The 15,615-nt window shown below is 35.4% G+C and carries 16 protein-coding genes, 1 pseudogene and 1 other annotated feature; of the genes and pseudogenes, 7 read left to right on the top strand and 10 right to left on the bottom strand.

The window, feature by feature from the left end:
- Positions 1 to 41: 41 nt before the first annotated feature.
- Positions 42 to 1,355 (top strand): S1C family serine protease, encoded by a 1,314-nt coding sequence (locus HP569_RS08365; RefSeq protein WP_182200714.1) that lies wholly within the window; start codon positions 42 to 44, stop codon positions 1,353 to 1,355.
- Between the two features lie 209 nt (positions 1,356 to 1,564).
- Here the strand turns inward: HP569_RS08365 and HP569_RS08360 are convergent, their stop codons facing one another.
- The 5 genes from HP569_RS08360 to HP569_RS08340 all read right to left on the bottom strand — a co-directional run bounded on the left by HP569_RS08360 (position 1,565) and on the right by HP569_RS08340 (position 3,737).
- Positions 1,565 to 1,771, bottom strand: a complete 207-nt coding sequence (locus HP569_RS08360; RefSeq protein WP_182200713.1) for a zinc ribbon domain-containing protein — start codon at positions 1,769 to 1,771, stop codon at positions 1,565 to 1,567.
- 108 nt (positions 1,772 to 1,879) lie between these two features.
- Positions 1,880 to 2,572 carry a TraR/DksA C4-type zinc finger protein gene (locus HP569_RS08355; protein WP_182200712.1) on the bottom strand — a complete coding sequence of 231 codons (693 nt, stop codon included), beginning with the start codon at positions 2,570 to 2,572 and terminating at the stop codon, positions 1,880 to 1,882.
- A gap of 54 nt (positions 2,573 to 2,626) precedes the next feature.
- Positions 2,627 to 3,100, bottom strand: a complete 474-nt coding sequence (locus HP569_RS08350; RefSeq protein ID WP_182200711.1) for a GNAT family N-acetyltransferase — start codon at positions 3,098 to 3,100, stop codon at positions 2,627 to 2,629.
- A gap of 39 nt (positions 3,101 to 3,139) precedes the next feature.
- Positions 3,140 to 3,433 carry a hypothetical protein gene (locus HP569_RS08345; RefSeq protein WP_182200710.1) on the bottom strand — a complete coding sequence of 98 codons (294 nt, stop codon included), beginning with the start codon at positions 3,431 to 3,433 and terminating at the stop codon, positions 3,140 to 3,142.
- 106 nt (positions 3,434 to 3,539) lie between these two features.
- Entirely contained in the window at positions 3,540 to 3,737 is a 198-nt protein-coding gene (locus HP569_RS08340) for a cold-shock protein (RefSeq protein ID WP_090858418.1), read from the bottom strand.
- Between the two features lie 330 nt (positions 3,738 to 4,067).
- On the opposite strand from HP569_RS08340, the gene trhO reads away from it, so the two are divergent.
- On the top strand, positions 4,068 to 5,036 hold the full coding sequence (gene trhO, locus HP569_RS08335; protein ID WP_182200709.1) for an oxygen-dependent tRNA uridine(34) hydroxylase TrhO: 969 nt from the start codon (positions 4,068 to 4,070) through the stop codon (positions 5,034 to 5,036).
- 462 nt (positions 5,037 to 5,498) lie between these two features.
- Positions 5,499 to 5,975, top strand: a complete 477-nt coding sequence (locus tag HP569_RS08330; protein WP_182200708.1) for a glutathione peroxidase — start codon at positions 5,499 to 5,501, stop codon at positions 5,973 to 5,975.
- A 72-nt stretch (positions 5,976 to 6,047) separates the two neighbouring features.
- Here HP569_RS08330 and proS read toward each other — a convergent pair whose 3' ends face one another.
- The 3 genes and pseudogenes from proS to HP569_RS08315 form a co-directional block, all read right to left on the bottom strand.
- On the bottom strand, positions 6,048 to 7,484 hold the full coding sequence (gene proS, locus HP569_RS08325) for a proline--tRNA ligase (RefSeq protein WP_182200707.1): 1,437 nt from the start codon (positions 7,482 to 7,484) through the stop codon (positions 6,048 to 6,050).
- Between the two features lie 61 nt (positions 7,485 to 7,545).
- Positions 7,546 to 7,754, bottom strand: a binding site (T-box leader).
- Between the two features lie 169 nt (positions 7,755 to 7,923).
- Positions 7,924 to 8,610: pseudogene (locus HP569_RS08320) on the bottom strand (MBL fold metallo-hydrolase).
- Between the two features lie 101 nt (positions 8,611 to 8,711).
- Positions 8,712 to 9,509: a GNAT family N-acetyltransferase gene (locus tag HP569_RS08315; protein ID WP_182200706.1), complete on the bottom strand. Its 798-nt coding sequence runs from the start codon at positions 9,507 to 9,509 to the stop codon at positions 8,712 to 8,714.
- Positions 9,510 to 9,691: 182 nt separating this feature from the next.
- Here HP569_RS08315 and HP569_RS08310 point away from each other — a divergent pair, with 182 nt between their 5' ends.
- From HP569_RS08310 to HP569_RS08295, 4 genes are read left to right on the top strand one after another with little or no spacing between them, the layout of a single operon-like run.
- Entirely contained in the window at positions 9,692 to 11,260 is a 1,569-nt protein-coding gene (locus tag HP569_RS08310) for a spore germination protein (protein ID WP_182200705.1), read from the top strand.
- A gap of 31 nt (positions 11,261 to 11,291) precedes the next feature.
- Positions 11,292 to 12,380, top strand: coding sequence for a GerAB/ArcD/ProY family transporter (locus HP569_RS08305; protein WP_182200704.1), 1,089 nt, complete (start codon positions 11,292 to 11,294; stop codon positions 12,378 to 12,380).
- 43 nt (positions 12,381 to 12,423) lie between these two features.
- The gene (locus HP569_RS08300) at positions 12,424 to 13,602 is read left to right on the top strand and encodes a Ger(x)C family spore germination protein (RefSeq protein WP_182200703.1); all 1,179 of its coding nucleotides are present in this window, start codon (positions 12,424 to 12,426) and stop codon (positions 13,600 to 13,602) included.
- A 4-nt stretch (positions 13,603 to 13,606) separates the two neighbouring features.
- Positions 13,607 to 13,837, top strand: a complete 231-nt coding sequence (locus tag HP569_RS08295; protein WP_182200702.1) for a hypothetical protein — start codon at positions 13,607 to 13,609, stop codon at positions 13,835 to 13,837.
- Between the two features lie 100 nt (positions 13,838 to 13,937).
- On the opposite strand, the gene ribH is transcribed toward HP569_RS08295, so the two are convergent.
- Both ribH and HP569_RS08285 read right to left on the bottom strand, forming a co-directional pair.
- The gene (ribH, locus tag HP569_RS08290; RefSeq protein ID WP_281366445.1) at positions 13,938 to 14,405 is read right to left on the bottom strand and encodes a 6,7-dimethyl-8-ribityllumazine synthase; all 468 of its coding nucleotides are present in this window, start codon (positions 14,403 to 14,405) and stop codon (positions 13,938 to 13,940) included.
- Between the two features lie 15 nt (positions 14,406 to 14,420).
- Complete coding sequence (locus tag HP569_RS08285) at positions 14,421 to 15,614, bottom strand: bifunctional 3,4-dihydroxy-2-butanone-4-phosphate synthase/GTP cyclohydrolase II (RefSeq protein ID WP_182200700.1); 1,194 nt, start codon at positions 15,612 to 15,614, stop codon at positions 14,421 to 14,423.
- Between the last annotated feature and the right edge of the window lies 1 nt (position 15,615).

Raw genomic sequence — 15,615 nt, 5'->3', positions numbered from 1 at the left:
GAAAGAGTTACAACATAGCAAAAGAAAGGTGGTATGAACAGATGAGTTATCAAGATGATCACAATAATCAAGAACATTCAGATGAACAACCATATAATAACACCGAGGAACACACAACTGTAGATGAACAAGCCGCAGCAAAAGAGGAATTATTACAGTCGAATACTTATTCCAATCAACAGCCACCGAAACAAAATCGTTGGGCATTGTTTTTAAGTAGTTTGGCAGGTGGAATTACTGTCGCTATTTTAGGGTTTATTTTATTATTTACTGGCATTATACCAATTGATACTGACCAAACAATGGACGCAGGTAATTCGGATAATGCGGAAACAAGTAATGTTATTCAAACATCAACCAATGAAGGTGGCATAACCTCTGATAAGTTAACTAATGTAGGGGAAGCTGTTGTCGGTGTTTCTAACATTCAAACAGCGGATTTATGGAGTGAATCCTCCCAAGCTGGAAACGGTTCGGGTGTAATTTATAAAAAGGAAGACGGAAAGGCTTATATAGTAACAAACCATCACGTAGTCGCAGAAGCAAATGCATTAGAGGTCACATTACCAAACGGGGAAAGTGTTGATGCACAATTACTAGGCTCAGATGAATTAACAGACTTAGCTGTATTAACCATTGATGGTGAAAAAGTAGATACGGTTGCTAAATTAGGATCTTCTTCTGATTTAGTTGTTGGAGAAACAGCAATTGCAATCGGAAATCCATTAGGAACAGAATTTGCAGGCTCTGTAACAAAAGGCATCATTAGTGGTTTAGAGCGATCCGTAGAAGTAGATTTAAATGGAGATGGTATTGCAGATTGGACAACCGAAGTAATTCAAACAGATGCTGCAATTAATCCTGGTAATAGCGGTGGTGCGTTAGTTAACAGTAATGGTGAAGTTGTTGGCATTAACTCGATGAAAATCGCATTACAAGCTGTAGAAGGAATTGGCTTTGCTATCCCAATTGATGATGCAAAACCAGTCATTGAACAATTAGAGACAAATGGACAAGTTTCACGACCATTTATCGGAATTAGCGCAGTGGCACTTTCTACTGTGCCAGAACGTCACATGAAAGAAACGCTACAACTAAGTGAAGAAGTAACAAATGGTGTTGTCATCGCAGAAGTACAACAAGGATCTGCTGCTAACCAAGCTGGTCTAAAACGTTACGACGTGATTACTAAAATTAACGATAAAGAAATTGCATCCATGATGGATCTAAAAGAATTCTTATATTCCGAAACCAGTATTGGTGATGAGGTTAATTTAACTTATTATCGTAACGGGGAGAAACAAGAAACAACTCTTACCTTAACGAAGCAACAAGAAGAAACAACACAGCAATAAAGATTCATTTTCATAGTGGAGCGTTTTCTCCACTATGGAATTTTTTAAAAAAAGAAGATAACTATATTTCAGATGACGTGTAGCTTCATACATCTAATCAATAAAACATTCTATTTGGGATAGACCTTCTTTCTATTCCAAATAGAATTTTATATAGATAAACGGCACTGCAGATATCTCTTTGCAGTGCCGTTTCATTATTAAATATATTAACCGAAAAATAAATCAAAAATATTGCTTCCTGCTGAACTTTCTTTATTGTAAAATTCCGAGTAACCACAGTTTTGACAGTATACAACAAGAAATTGATTATGCTGTACATCAAACATTTTCGATAAACCTGTTCCTGACATCGCTACTTCTTTTTGCGCAGCATCCATACTACCACACTTGACACACCCTTGAGCTTCATTCATGTTTTATTCCTCCTTTTGATTCCTTATGTTTATGTACGTACTTCCATGTTAAAACGTTTCAAACGTAAGAAGCAAGAGTATCCAAAAGGAAACTCTTACTTCGTTTTTTCAATCATATAGTATTGAATTCACATCTTGATCGTCTAAATAATCTTCATAGTGTTCGTGTTGTTCATTCACACCGATAAATTTTCCTTCACTGTCACTTAATAAAAATCCTTCTAATTCCTCTACACTTCCAACTTGCTCATCAGAATCAAAAAACATATCTTGATATGTTTTTTCTGTATTATAAAAGTCTGATGGAGTTTCAGATGATCCGTAAATGCTTACACGTTGCCACGCATCTTCTGCATCAAACATGGTGGTATCATCTTCATCATCTCTACTGATATCGCTATCAAGAATATCTTCTTCCACTGGACGCGTGCGCTCAACCGTTTGTTCATTTGTATGATTGACACAGTACAACGTGGTTGGTAATACTTCTAGCCGTTCTATCGGTATGTCGATATGGCAGACGGAACATTGACCATACGTTCCTTGCTCAATTGCTTCTAGGGCCTGATTGATTGCTGCTAATTCTGTTTCACTATGCTTGTTTAAGGCAATGTCTTTTTCTCTTTCAAATAATTCTGTGCCTGTATCACCTGGGTGATTATCATAATTTGATAACTCCCCAACCGATTCATTCACTTGCGCAATTGTTATACCATAATGATCAGCTAAATGAGCCTCGGTTTCTTGCTTTTGCTGTATTAACTGTTTTTTAAATAAATCAATCTGTTGATTTGTTAACATTGATCCTGCCTCCCTCATTCAATTTTTGAGGCATGATTAGTATAACCAATGCGATTAGCTTTCAACAGATTTTTTATTGGAAACAAGTGTACTACGAAGCATTTCTACATGCGGAATACCGTCTTCTAAATAGGATTCCGTTATTTCTGCAAAACCAAATGAACGATAAAATTCACGTAAATATACTTGCGCATGTAAAATGATATCCTTCTCATTCCAATTCTCTTCAACCCAATCAATACATGCTTGAAGTAGCTTACGACCATATCCATGCTTGCGATAATCTTTATGTACTAAAATACGTCCAATTGAAGCACTATCATACAATAAACCTTTTGGTATAATTCGTGCATAAGCAACAATTTTATCTTGTTCTTCTATAAAAAAATGAATTGATTCTTGATCAATATCATCGATTTCTCGATATGGACAATTCTGTTCCACTACAAAGACATCGACACGCGCTTGTAGTATTTTATATAACTGCTTACTTGTTAATTGTCCAAACGTTTTTATGGTCCAGTTCATTTCGTTTCCCCTTTTATACTATACCTTCCATTTGTTTATTTACTTCTTCATTTTTTGACTATACTCAGCTACAACAAATGCTAAGTCATCATTACCAAATACTTGTAGCACTTGCAAAAGTAATTCATGGTCAATGATATCTGATTCATTTGCATCGACAGTATCTTCTAAAACTTCTTCTAATAGTTCGTTTATCGGCTGCATCGGATATGCTTCTTGATAAACTGCTTTTGGATCTAATTTATGATTGATACACCACTGTGCAAATAGTAAAATCATTTCTCTTTCTTGCTCTTGATAATATTTAATTACTTGTTCATCGCGTTCATTCATGCTATCTCTCCTCTAAACAAAAGCTTCTCTAACATCAATTTTATCACAATGAAAAAAAGGTGCATCTCTAATTACAAGAGATGCACCTTTTGAAGTTTGTTTAAGCTTATTGAGCTACAACGTTAGCCGCTTGTGGTCCGCGGTCGCCTTCGACAATTTCGAATTCAACTGTTTGACCTTCGTTTAACGTTTTGAAACCTTCAGCTTGAATTGCTGAAAAGTGTACGAATACATCGTCACCGTCTTCACGTTCGATGAATCCGAAACCTTTATCTGCATTAAACCATTTTACTGTTCCTGTCATGCTCATCGACCTCCTTACAATAAAACTACAAAAGTAATGGAATGCATAGTATTACCTTTACACCCTTATTGTGAAGAGACCGTAAAGAATTATACTACTTCCAATTGCTTTCACAATACAAATGTACTATTTTTTTCTTAGAAAATCAACCGTCTAGGCTGGAAAGAATACTTAAAAATTATAGCTTTATTCCATTTTTATAGTTTATATACCATTAAGTTGCTAAAACGATTGTTTTTTTGTATAATATTTGTTTGCAAGAGACATGCAAAATATTTGCACCCCTACACGCGTATCTTGCAAATACGAATGAATAGGTGGTATACCAAAATGGAAAAGTATCAAGTATTACTGTATTACAATTATGTACACATGGAAGATCCAGAAGGCTATGCGAAAGAGCATCTAGCTTTTTGTAATGAGTTAGGATTAAAAGGTCGTATTCTTGTAGCTGAAGAAGGAATGAATGGTACAGTTTCTGGTACAGTTGAAGCGACGAATAAATATATGGAAGCAATGCACAATGATCCACGTTTTGCTGACATGATGTTTAAAGTAGATGAAGCAGATGGACACGCTTTTAAAAAAATGCACGTTCGCCCTCGTCCAGAATTAGTAACCCTTCGATTAGAAGATGATATTAATCCTAAAGAGACGACTGGTAATTATTTAACACCTACAGAATTTTATGAAGCAATGCGTGATGAAAACACTGTTGTTATTGATGCGAGAAACGACTACGAATATGATTTAGGTCATTTCCGTGGCGCGATTCGTCCAGATATTCATACATTCCGTGAATTACCAGAATGGATTGAACAGAACAAAGAGCAATTTGAAGATAAAAAAATCTTAACGTACTGCACTGGTGGCATACGTTGTGAAAAATTCTCTGGTTGGTTAGTTGAACAAGGATTTGAAGATGTAAACCAACTACACGGAGGTATTGCTACGTACGGTAAAGATCCTGAAGTGCAAGGCGAACTTTGGGATGGACAAATGTATGTGTTTGATGAGCGTATTAGCGTACCAATCAATCGCAAGGAACATGTCATCGTAGGGAAAGATTATTTTGACGGAAAACCATGCGAACGTTACGTGAATTGCGCTAATCCTGAATGTAACAAACAAATTTTATGTTCAGAAGAAAATGAACATAAATACATGCGTGGCTGCACACATGATTGTCGTGTATCTCCAAGAAATATGTATGTGAAAGAACACGGTCTAACAGATGCAGACATCCAAGCAAGATTGCAACAAATCGAAGAAGAAGATAATGTTTCAACAGCTATATAAATTTGATCATTAGATAAGTCGCTGCATTACGTAGCGGCTTTTTTGTACAACTAGCAGACCTAAGTTACCGTTTACGGCCATTAGAGGCTATAACGGTAACTTAAAATGCTTCTAAGTTACCGTCCGAGATGATTATGCACGTTATCGGTAACTTAAAACGGTTTTAAGTTACCGTTTCATGGAGTTATTGCTAATTTCGGTAACCTAAGACGCGTTTAAGTTACCGTTCAAGGAGATTAATTGTTATTCCGAGTACTTAAAACGATTTTAAGTTACCGTATAGTTCAAAAAATACCAAACACGGTAACTTAGAACAAATAACTTTTTGGTTTTTTTAAAAAATAGTGATCATAAATCAAAAAACGCATGTATTTTAACATGATGATACAAGCCTTTTACTTTGACATTAAATACCCGTACTGCTATCTTGTTAGTAACATAGACGGAGGGAGATTTTAAATAGTGACTGTTTATAATTATGAAGTTAAAACGATTTCTGGTGAGGATAAAACTTTAGCAGATTATCAAGGAAATGTACTGTTAATTGTTAATACAGCTAGTAAGTGTGGCTTCACCCCTCAATATGAAGGATTACAACAACTTTATGATAAATACCAACAAGATGGCTTTGAAGTTCTCGGCTTTCCGAGTAATCAATTCATGAACCAAGAACCTGGTTCAGATGACGAAATCAGTTCTTTCTGCCAGCTAAACTATGGTGTTACTTTTCCGATGTTTAGTAAAATTGATGTCAATGGAAAAAACGCACATCCATTATTTCAATTTCTTACAAAAGAAGCTCCTGGCGTTCTCACCGATCAAGTAAAATGGAATTTCACTAAATTTCTTATCGACAAAGAAGGAAATGTATTAAAACGCTATGCCCCAAAGACAAAACCTGAAGAAATAGAAGCAGATATTCAAGCGGCATTAGCATAAAAAAGGATTATACCTAGGCTTCATTAATTCATCAAGCCTATGGTATAATCCCTTTTTTATTGCACACTATTTTTAGTAAGCCTTAGCCCAATACACCATTTCTGTTGCTGGCTTTCCACAACAAACACAACTATCACTCACATTTTTCTGCTCAAACGGAATACAACGAGAGGTAGCAGTTGTTTCTCCCTTTATTTTATCTTCACATGCTTGGTCGCCACACCACATTGCTTGAATAAATCCTGGATTCGTTTCTAATACTGCCTTAAACTCTTCCATGTTTGTTGCAATGGATGTTTTTTGATTACGATGATTGCGCGCTTTTTCTAATAAATTTTTTTGGATCTGTTCAAGTAGTTCTTTCACGGTATTCTCTAATGTATCCAGCGCTACAAAATATTTCTCACTTGTATCACGACGAACGATCACCGCTTGGCCTTTCACGATATCTTTCGGTCCGATTTCCACTCGTAATGGAATACCTTTCATTTCATATTCATTAAACTTCCATCCAGGCATTTTATCACTTGCATCAATATCTACGCGAGCTACGTTTGTTAATCGATCTTTTATCGCATAAGCCTTGTCTAAGACACCCTCTTTATGCTGCGCAACAGGAATTATCATTACTTGTGTTGGTGCAATTTTCGGCGGAATAACTAATCCTCGATTATCCCCATGCACCATGATAAGTGCCCCAATTAATCGTGTAGTGATTCCCCAAGATGTTTGATGTACAGGCTGTGATTCACCTTGTTCATCTGTATAACGAATATTAAATGATTCAGCAAATCCTGTGCCCAAATGATGCGATGTTCCTGCTTGTAATGCTTTTCCGTCATGCATTAAGCTTTCAATCGTTAATGTATATTTCGCACCCGCAAATTTTTCTTTATCTGTTTTCTTTCCACGAACTACTGGCATCGCTAAATATTTTTCACAGACGTCTGCATAGAGATTTAGCATTTGGTCTGTTTCTGCTGCAGCATCTTGATTTGTTGCATGACATGTATGTCCTTCTTGCCATAAAAACTCTAATGAACGAAGAAATGGGCGCGTTGTTTTCTCCCAACGAACGACATTACTCCATTGGTTATATAGCTTCGGTAAATCCCGATAGGAATGAATAATCTTTGAGTAGTGTTCTGCAAACAACACTTCAGAAGTCGGGCGGACGACTAGTCTTTCTTGTAATTCTTCATCTCCACCATGTGTAACCCAAGCTACTTCAGGCGCAAAACCTTCGATATGATCTTTTTCTTTTTGCAACAAGCTTTCTGGAATAAATAATGGGAAATACATATTCTCATGTCCAGTTGCTTTTATTTTCTTATCTAATATATCTCGAATGTTCTCCCAAATCGCATAACCATACGGACGAATAATCATAGTCCCACGAACAGAACCATAATCAACAAGATCTGCTTGCTTCACGACATCTGTATACCATTTTGCAAAATCATCTTCCATTGCTGTTACTTTTTCAACAAATTGTTTTTTCTTAGCCATTTTATTTCCTCCAGTTCCCATCCATTTTTCAATAAAAAAATCCCAGCCTCCTTATCAATAGATAAGGGACCAGGATATGGTGGTACCACCCTTGTTTACAAGCAGAAATCCCACTTGCACACTTTTTTTGATATCGGAGACACGCTCCGTTTGTATCTTATCGACCAAATACTCAAAGACAGGTTCAATAGCGTTTTATAGAATTTTCCACCAACCAATTCCTCTCTAACATAAAACATACTATTTATTATTTCTTTTCATCGTTTAAATATAGGATTTAATTATACATACTATAGAGTAAAGCCGCTTTCATTGTCAAGCTTAATTGAAAAAGACGAATGAAAAACCCGCAAACAATCAAATACTATTTTAAACAGCCTCTTACCTCATGTTAATTTTTAATGAATCGAATTTTATCGCCGTTCTATAAAGCAAAAAATTATAACGTCACTTTTCCTCCATGATAACAATAGTAACTTTCAGCTTTAAGATTTTTAATTTTGTTCAGAGACTTTTCTGCATTCTCAATATCCAAGCAAAAATGTGGATTAGCTACGACTAATTCTTGTTTTTCATTTGCAGCTGCATCGCCTGTAATAACACTTTTCAAATCGGGAAAATACAATGAAATATGACCTGAATTATGTCCCGGTGTTGCTACTATTTTGCATTTGTTATCTAAGATCATCTCACCATCATACACCTTCTGATCAATTGAAACATGCTTTAAATCCTTTAATTGCTGTATAAACTATTTTCCAAATTCTAATTCTTCTTCAGACATATTTCCAAGCATTTCTTGCGCTTGAGCTAATCTTTCTGACTTCATTTCACCACTAATGTATTTTGCTTCTATGTCACTAGCTATTATGTTGATCGAAGGATATTTTTTCTTAAAATCATATAAAGATCCAATGTGATCATCATCATAATGTGTAACAATAATATGCTTTAATTGCGTCATGTCATAACCATTTTTCATAATTTCTCTTTCAATCAATGGTAAAAAATCCATGTACCCTGTGTCGACCAAGGTCAACTCGTTATTAATAATGATTAAGCTGGGATAAATCCAATTCTCTTGTCCATTAAAATCAAATTCTATTGGTAGTTCTAATATCTTCACATTTCTTCCTCCATACGGTTCTATCAAGGTGATTACTAAATTGCAATTCAACTTGATTACTGTTAATTCGCATTAACACACACGACATGATTAGCATCTTTCTATTCGGATTTAATCCAAAATGAATTTTGATAGATGGTCTCAAATCCTAGCTTCAACATATTTTGATGGCTTATAGATCCGAACGCCACATCTGTATATAATTTTTTAAAACCCATTTGTTTTGCAACATTCATTCGATGATAAAGTAACATCTGTTGAACGCCGTTTCCTCTATGAGAAGCGAATGTAAAATCATTTGCTATATAGCCTGTTTCGCCTTTGATAAACAATGATCCCATACCTATTGCTTCTTCACCAATATACACCATATAATTTTTAAAGTTAGGCTCATAAAAATACATTGCTTTTCCTTCAAGTATTTCTGCATTTAGATTCATATCATTTGAACGTGTGACAAGATCAAGAAATTCATAAACATTTTCCTCGTTAACTTGTACAACCCTCATTTCACTTTGATATTTTTTAAAATAAGGTTCGATCCCTAAGAAAACTAGTTGTTCAGCGCAATAAAAACCTTTTCTCATTAATAATGGAGCTACTTCTAATTTTAAATCATAAGCTGTCATGTCAAAGCATGGTACTAGCTGTTTGGAATAGTAGTTATGTAATATTTCATCTACTCTATCCATATCATTTATTCCAAAACCCTTGATGCGATTGTAATACATTGAACCGGGTGATTTAGAATCAATAAGCAAGATACAATTACCAATTCGCTTAGCTACGAGGTTTTTTTCGACAAGAGAAAGTGCTCTTTTCGAGTTAAACTTTGTTAGTGCTAATTCTATTTCATTTACATTTTCTACTTCCGATAAGATATTTACATTAGAATGCATTTTTTGTAGCCTACCTTCACTAATTTAATTAAGATCTATCTTATCATAATATGCGCTATACTATTTTACTTTTTTATTAAGCTCTCTCTTATTTCTTTTCATTCAAAACCTGTAATAAAATCTCAAACTTATAACACACTATAAAAAAGAATATTTACATTGATTTGGAAGGGGGGACTGTTATGTCGTGGAAGATACTAAAATCTAAAAAAAAGAAAAAAAATGCAGCACCTAAACCATTATCTAATCAAAAGCAGGAACAAAGCTCCTTATTTACAAGTGTGAAAGAAAATGAAAAAGAGTTTCGTTCCATTTATAGTGATTGTTCTGATTTCATTTTACGCCCTTTCTTAATAGGCGGTAAGTATGACGCCATTCTACTCTACATCGAAGGACTATCAAATACAGATGAAATAGATGACAGTGTTCTCTCCCCTCTTATGGAAAAAAATGAAAACCAGAACGATATTCAAATAGGAAGTCTTGTAAAAAGCCAAGTAGCTGTTTCGGATGTAAAAGAACTGCAAACATTTGAAGACTGTATCCAAGCCATTTCATCAGGAAATCCCATTGTTTTAGTAGATAAATATAAAACCGGGTTTTCGCTAGGTTTAACCAAATGGGAAAAACGATCGATAGAGCCACCTGAAGCTGAAAAAGTAATCAGAGGGCCACGCGAAGGTTTTGTAGAAACATTAGCTGTAAATACCTCGATGATACGTAGACAAATTAGAAGCCCAAAGCTCAAAATGCAATCGATGGAAATCGGAAAATATACAAAAACGAAAGTAATTATTACATATATTGATGGTATTGTAGACCATACACTCGTTGAAGAAGTGAAAAATCGTTTAAAACGAATTGACATTGATGGCATTCTAGATAGTGGAGTAATCGAAGAGTTTATCGAAGACCACCCATACTCTCCTTTCCCACAGATGTTGGACACAGAACGGCCTGACACCGTATCGGGTAATCTATTGGAAGGCAGAGCGGCTATTCTCGTAGATGGTTCACCATTTGCGCTTATTGTTCCAACTACATTTTATTCTTTTCTTCAATCGAATGAGGATTATTATAGTCGCTTTTTAATTGCGACCGCGATAAGATGGCTTCGATTTATATTTATTATTATTTCATTACTTTTACCATCATTGTATGTTGCTTTACTCACCTTTCACCAGGAAATGATACCAACTGCACTGTTGATTAGTATGGCAGCCTCACGTGAACAAGTACCATTCCCAGCAATTGTGGAAGTATTTATTATGGAAATAACATTCGAAGCTTTACGGGAAGCTGGATTAAGACTCCCCAAGCAAGTCGGATCCGCTGTTAGTATTGTAGGTGCTCTAGTTATTGGAGAAGCTGCAGTCTCTGCGGGAATTGTGTCTGCACCAATGGTTATCGTTGTTGCAATTACAGGTATTGCTTCTTTTACCGTTCCACGTTACTCAGCAGCTATTGCTATTCGAATGATTCGTTTTCCGTTAGTTTTACTGGCTGGAACGCTTGGATTACTTGGTGTAATGCTTGGACTTATCATGATTATTGTTCATATGTCCACTTTACGTTCGTTTGGTGTACCATACCTTAGTCCAATGGCACCAATGAAATTGAGTGAAATGAAGGATACAATGATGCGAGCCCCTTGGTGGAAACTAAATACAAGACCTCATCTGACTGGAGATTACAATAAATATCGTCAGTCGCCAGAACAAAAACCAGGTCCAAACAAAGGAAAACAATAACTGAACAAATAATAAAGTGAGGTAAGCTGCAATGCTTGAAAAAGGAAAAATTAGTGCTATACAATTGATTATATTACTATATCCGACCATAACAGCAACTGCGATTCTTGTCTTGCCAGCTACTACAGGAAGTTTTGCAAAGCAAGATATGTGGCTATCACCAATATGGGCTTCTACTTTTGGTTATCTTTCCATCTTTATCGCTTATGCTCTTCACAAGTATTATCCACAAAAAACATTGATTGAATATAGTGAGAAAATCGTAGGTATGATACCAGGAAAATTGATAGGATTTGGTTTTTTATTCTTTTTACTTCATACCAATGGAATGAACCTAAGAGATTATGGAGAGTTTGTAGTTGGTAACTTTCTCCAAAAAACACCTATTATTGTGGTTGTTTTAAGCATGGCCTTTGTTTGTGCAATCACAGTTTATGGAGGGATTGAAGTACTGGCAAGAAGTTCTCAATTCTTTTTTCCGGTATTTGTAGTCTTGTTTTTATTTATCATTGTATTACTTATACCGGTGTTAAATCCAAAGAATATATTACCAGTGATGGGGGAAGGGTTGACACCATCAATAAAGGGGGCACTCATCCCTTCACAGTGGTTTAATGAATTTATACTTATTTCTTTTTTACTTCCTTATTTAAATAAAAAGAAAAATGCATTTAAGTGGGGAGTTTTATCCGTTTCGCTTGTCATGATTACCTTAGTCATTACTAATTTGTTTTCACTTCTATTATTTGGTGATATTACTTCTTATTTCACCTATCCTTTTATGGACGCTGCGCGTTATATCAGCATAGCTGATTTTCTTCAACATGTTGAATTAATTGTAATGGCACTATGGGTGACAGGTATGTTTATTAAGATTTCCGTCTTTTATTATGCTATTGTTCTTGGTACTGCCCAGTGGTTAGGCTTAACTAGTTATCGTCCAATTGTTTTTCCTATTGGATTCTTATTAGTGGTCTTAAGCATATGGGTCACCCCAAACTTACAGAAACTAACTGAATTTTCAAGTACAACTTGGCCGGTTTATGCTTTTGTATTTCAGATGTTTATTCCAGTTTCCCTTTTATTAATAGCAATGCTTCGAAAAAAGAAAAGTAATTAACCTACCCACATTTAGATATATATGGATTGGAAAGGAGAAAAGTATGCATCCTTTATTAAAAACTAACATACTACTACGATCTATTTTCATTTGTTTGCTTTTATTCGTATTAAGTGGTTGTTGGGATAGAGTAGAAATAAATGATTTAGCTATCGTTACAGGGATGGGTATTGACAAGACTGACGAAGGGGATATTGAGCTTTCCGTGCAAATTGCTAATCCAAAAGCGATGGCATCTTCAGGTTCAAGTAGTGGTGGTCAATCTGACGGTGAGACTACTGTTGTTAACACGGTTAAAGGAAAAACAATTTTTGATGCTAGATCTAAACTTCAAGAAGGGCTCTCCCGTCAATTTTTTGAAGGACATAACCGTGTTATTTTTATTAGTAAGGAGTTGGCTGAAGATGGGATTAAAAAGCATGTTGATTTCTTTGCACGCTTCCCCTCTCCAAGGTTAAGGGCTAACGTGTTTATTGTCGACAGTAAAGCTAGTGACATACTTAAGGTTCCCTCTGATTTTGAATTAAATTCTGCTGAAGTTGCTAGAGAACTAGCCAAGCTAAAAATAGGATTGAATATAACAACAAAAGATTTACTTCAACAATTAGCTAATGAATCTGGTTCTATCGCACTTCCAATCATAACCGCTGAAGAAAATCCAACGGGAAAAAAAGGACTCCGTTTGAGCGGATCGGCTATTTTTAAGAAAGATAAAATGGTTGGACAAATTGATAGCGCCTTAACGAGAGGGGTTCTGTGGATACGAGATAAAATTGAAATGTCATCTGTTACGCTTGAACCGGACAATACTGAAGGTTATATTTCGTTCGAATTATTACGATCAAGTACGGAACTTATTCCAACTATTAAAGATGGAAAATGGAAAATGATCGTTAATATCACTACTGAAGATGATGTTGTAGAAAACGAAACAAATTTAGATATACTAGATCCAAAGATCACGAACAAATTAGAAAAACAATTGGAACGAAAAGTAAAGGAGCGTATTCAAGATACATTAGATTACGTTCAAAAAGAACTAGAAGCAGACATCTTCGGGTTTGGAGAAGCTTTTCATCACAAATTTCCAAAACAGTGGGAAAAGGAAAAAGATAAGTGGGAAGAAAAATTTCCTAAGTTAGAGGTGGAAATTATTGGTGAAGCTTATATAAGAAGACCTGGAAGATCTAACATACCACAAGAAGAGCAAAAGAAGGAGTAAAAAAATGAAATGGTTATCTATTTTAGGTATACTTGTCATTACAATTTTGATCATTCTTTACGAATGGCCAAAATTGAAAAAAAATCAAAAAAAAGAGAAAAAGGCTTTTGCTGTTCTTTTGTTAACAAGCGTAACCCTCTCCATTGTTCTACTTTATTTCCCTGATATACCAGGTCCCACAGAATTAATTGATACTATTTTCAAGCCTTTTGGTAATTTGTTAAGTAATTTATAGTTAGTTGAAAAACGAACTCTGTAATGAACTGTACCCCAATCGCTAGACACATCCAATAATTGGAAATCAATTCATAAATGAGTTCGTTTTTTGACAACTATTAGTTTAGCTCTTTTAGTAAATTGGCCATCTCAATTGCTGATACAGCAGCTTCTGCCCCTTTATTACCTGCTTTGGTACCAGCTCGTTCAATCGCTTGTTCAATTGTTTCTGTTGTAAGCACACCAAATATTACCGGGATATCGGCATCCATAGCAACTTTCGACACACCTTTTGAAACCTCTGCGCAAACATAATCAAAGTGAGGAGTAGATCCTCTAATAACTGTGCCTAAAGTAATAATGGCATCATACTTCCCAGATGTAGCCATTCGTTTTGCGACTAATGGTATTTCAAAAGCACCCGGAACCCATGCAATTGTTATATTCTCTTCATTTATACCATGACGACGCAGTGTATCTTCTGCTCCACCTAATAATTTGCTCGTAATAAATTCATTAAATCTTGCAACAACAATACCAACCTTCAAATCTGTTCCTACTAAATTACCTTCAACTGTTTTTGCCATATTCATCATCTCTCCTTATCCTTTTAATAAATGCCCTAATTTAGATTTTTTTGTATTTAAATAATTTTCATTATCTTTGTTTGACGGAATCTGAATTTCTTGACGTTTTACAACATTGATTCCATATTCGGTCATACTAGCAATTTTTCTTGGATTATTTGTTAGCAATATTAATTTTTCAACTCCAATATCTCTTAACATTTGCGCACTAATTGCGTAATCACGTAAATCATCAGGAAATCCTAATTGGTGATTTGCTTCAACCGTATCGTATCCCACTTCCTGCAACTTATATGCTTTAAGCTTATTTAGCAATCCAATGCCTCTTCCTTCTTGTCGCATATAAATTAATACACCTTTTCCTGCTGATTCAATTTCATGTAATGATTTTTCCAGCTGAGGGCCGCAATCACAACGATGTGATCCAAATACATCACCAGTTAAGCATTCAGAATGAATTCGAACCAATGGTGTATCATTAACCGTTATATCACCTTTTACTAAAGCTAAATGCTCTTTTTTCGTCCACTTCTCAGTGTAAGCAATTAATTTAAACTCGCCGTAACTAGTTGGTAATTTTATTTCAACCTCTTTTTTTATTAAAGTATCAAACTTTTTTCGATAGGCAATCAGATCTTGAATAGAGATCATTGGCATATTCTCTCTTTCTGCAATTGCTTTAAGCTCAGGTAAACGCGCCATTGTCCCATCTTCCTGCATAATTTCGCAAATGACTCCTGCTGGATAAGAGTCGGCTAAATGCGCCAGATCAACTGCAGCCTCTGTATGACCTGGCCGTTCTAATACACCTGCATCTTTTGCAATCAATGGAAATACATGCCCTGGTCGTTTAAAATCTGTCGCTAAGGATTGTGGATCAATTAATTTTTGAATGGTTAATGATCGTTCATAGGCACTTATCCCAGTATGTGCATCTTTATGGTCTACACTAACCGTAAAGGCTGTCCCATGTGGATCAGTATTTCGGGCGACCATGTCCTCCAACCCTAAGTTACTAGCTAAATCTGTTGCCATCGGTGTACAAATTAACCCCCGACCTTCTTTTGCCATGTAATTAATCACTTCAGGAGTTGCGTGTTCTGCTAGTGCAACAAAGTCACCTTCATTCTCTCTATCTTCATCATCAACAACAATAATTACTTTTCCTTGTTTTAATGCAGTTAATGCCTCTGGAATCGTGTTTAACATA

Source organism: Paraliobacillus salinarum (genome assembly GCF_014083865.1).
In the GTDB taxonomy this organism is placed as follows: domain Bacteria; phylum Bacillota; class Bacilli; order Bacillales; family Amphibacillaceae; genus Paraliobacillus; species Paraliobacillus salinarum.
Note: the sequence above shows the minus strand (reverse complement) of the source record. Positions and strands in the feature narration are given on the sequence as shown.

Coding starts and splice junctions, on each gene's coding strand:
- HP569_RS08365 (WP_182200714.1), top strand. CDS start 42: ATGAGTTATCAAGATGATCACAATAATCAAGAACATTCAGATGAACAA.
- HP569_RS08360 (WP_182200713.1), bottom strand. CDS start 1,771: ATGAATGAAGCTCAAGGGTGTGTCAAGTGTGGTAGTATGGATGCTGCG.
- HP569_RS08355 (WP_182200712.1), bottom strand. CDS start 2,572: ATGTTAACAAATCAACAGATTGATTTATTTAAAAAACAGTTAATACAG.
- HP569_RS08350 (WP_182200711.1), bottom strand. CDS start 3,100: ATGAACTGGACCATAAAAACGTTTGGACAATTAACAAGTAAGCAGTTA.
- HP569_RS08345 (WP_182200710.1), bottom strand. CDS start 3,433: ATGAATGAACGCGATGAACAAGTAATTAAATATTATCAAGAGCAAGAA.
- HP569_RS08340 (WP_090858418.1), bottom strand. CDS start 3,737: ATGACAGGAACAGTAAAATGGTTTAATGCAGATAAAGGTTTCGGATTC.
- trhO (WP_182200709.1), top strand. CDS start 4,068: ATGGAAAAGTATCAAGTATTACTGTATTACAATTATGTACACATGGAA.
- proS (WP_182200707.1), bottom strand. CDS start 7,484: ATGGCTAAGAAAAAACAATTTGTTGAAAAAGTAACAGCAATGGAAGAT.
- HP569_RS08315 (WP_182200706.1), bottom strand. CDS start 9,509: ATGCATTCTAATGTAAATATCTTATCGGAAGTAGAAAATGTAAATGAA.
- HP569_RS08310 (WP_182200705.1), top strand. CDS start 9,692: ATGTCGTGGAAGATACTAAAATCTAAAAAAAAGAAAAAAAATGCAGCA.
- HP569_RS08305 (WP_182200704.1), top strand. CDS start 11,292: ATGCTTGAAAAAGGAAAAATTAGTGCTATACAATTGATTATATTACTA.
- HP569_RS08300 (WP_182200703.1), top strand. CDS start 12,424: ATGCATCCTTTATTAAAAACTAACATACTACTACGATCTATTTTCATT.
- HP569_RS08295 (WP_182200702.1), top strand. CDS start 13,607: ATGAAATGGTTATCTATTTTAGGTATACTTGTCATTACAATTTTGATC.
- ribH (WP_281366445.1), bottom strand. CDS start 14,405: ATGGCAAAAACAGTTGAAGGTAATTTAGTAGGAACAGATTTGAAGGTT.
- HP569_RS08285 (WP_182200700.1), bottom strand. CDS start 15,614: ATGTTAAACACGATTCCAGAGGCATTAACTGCATTAAAACAAGGAAAA.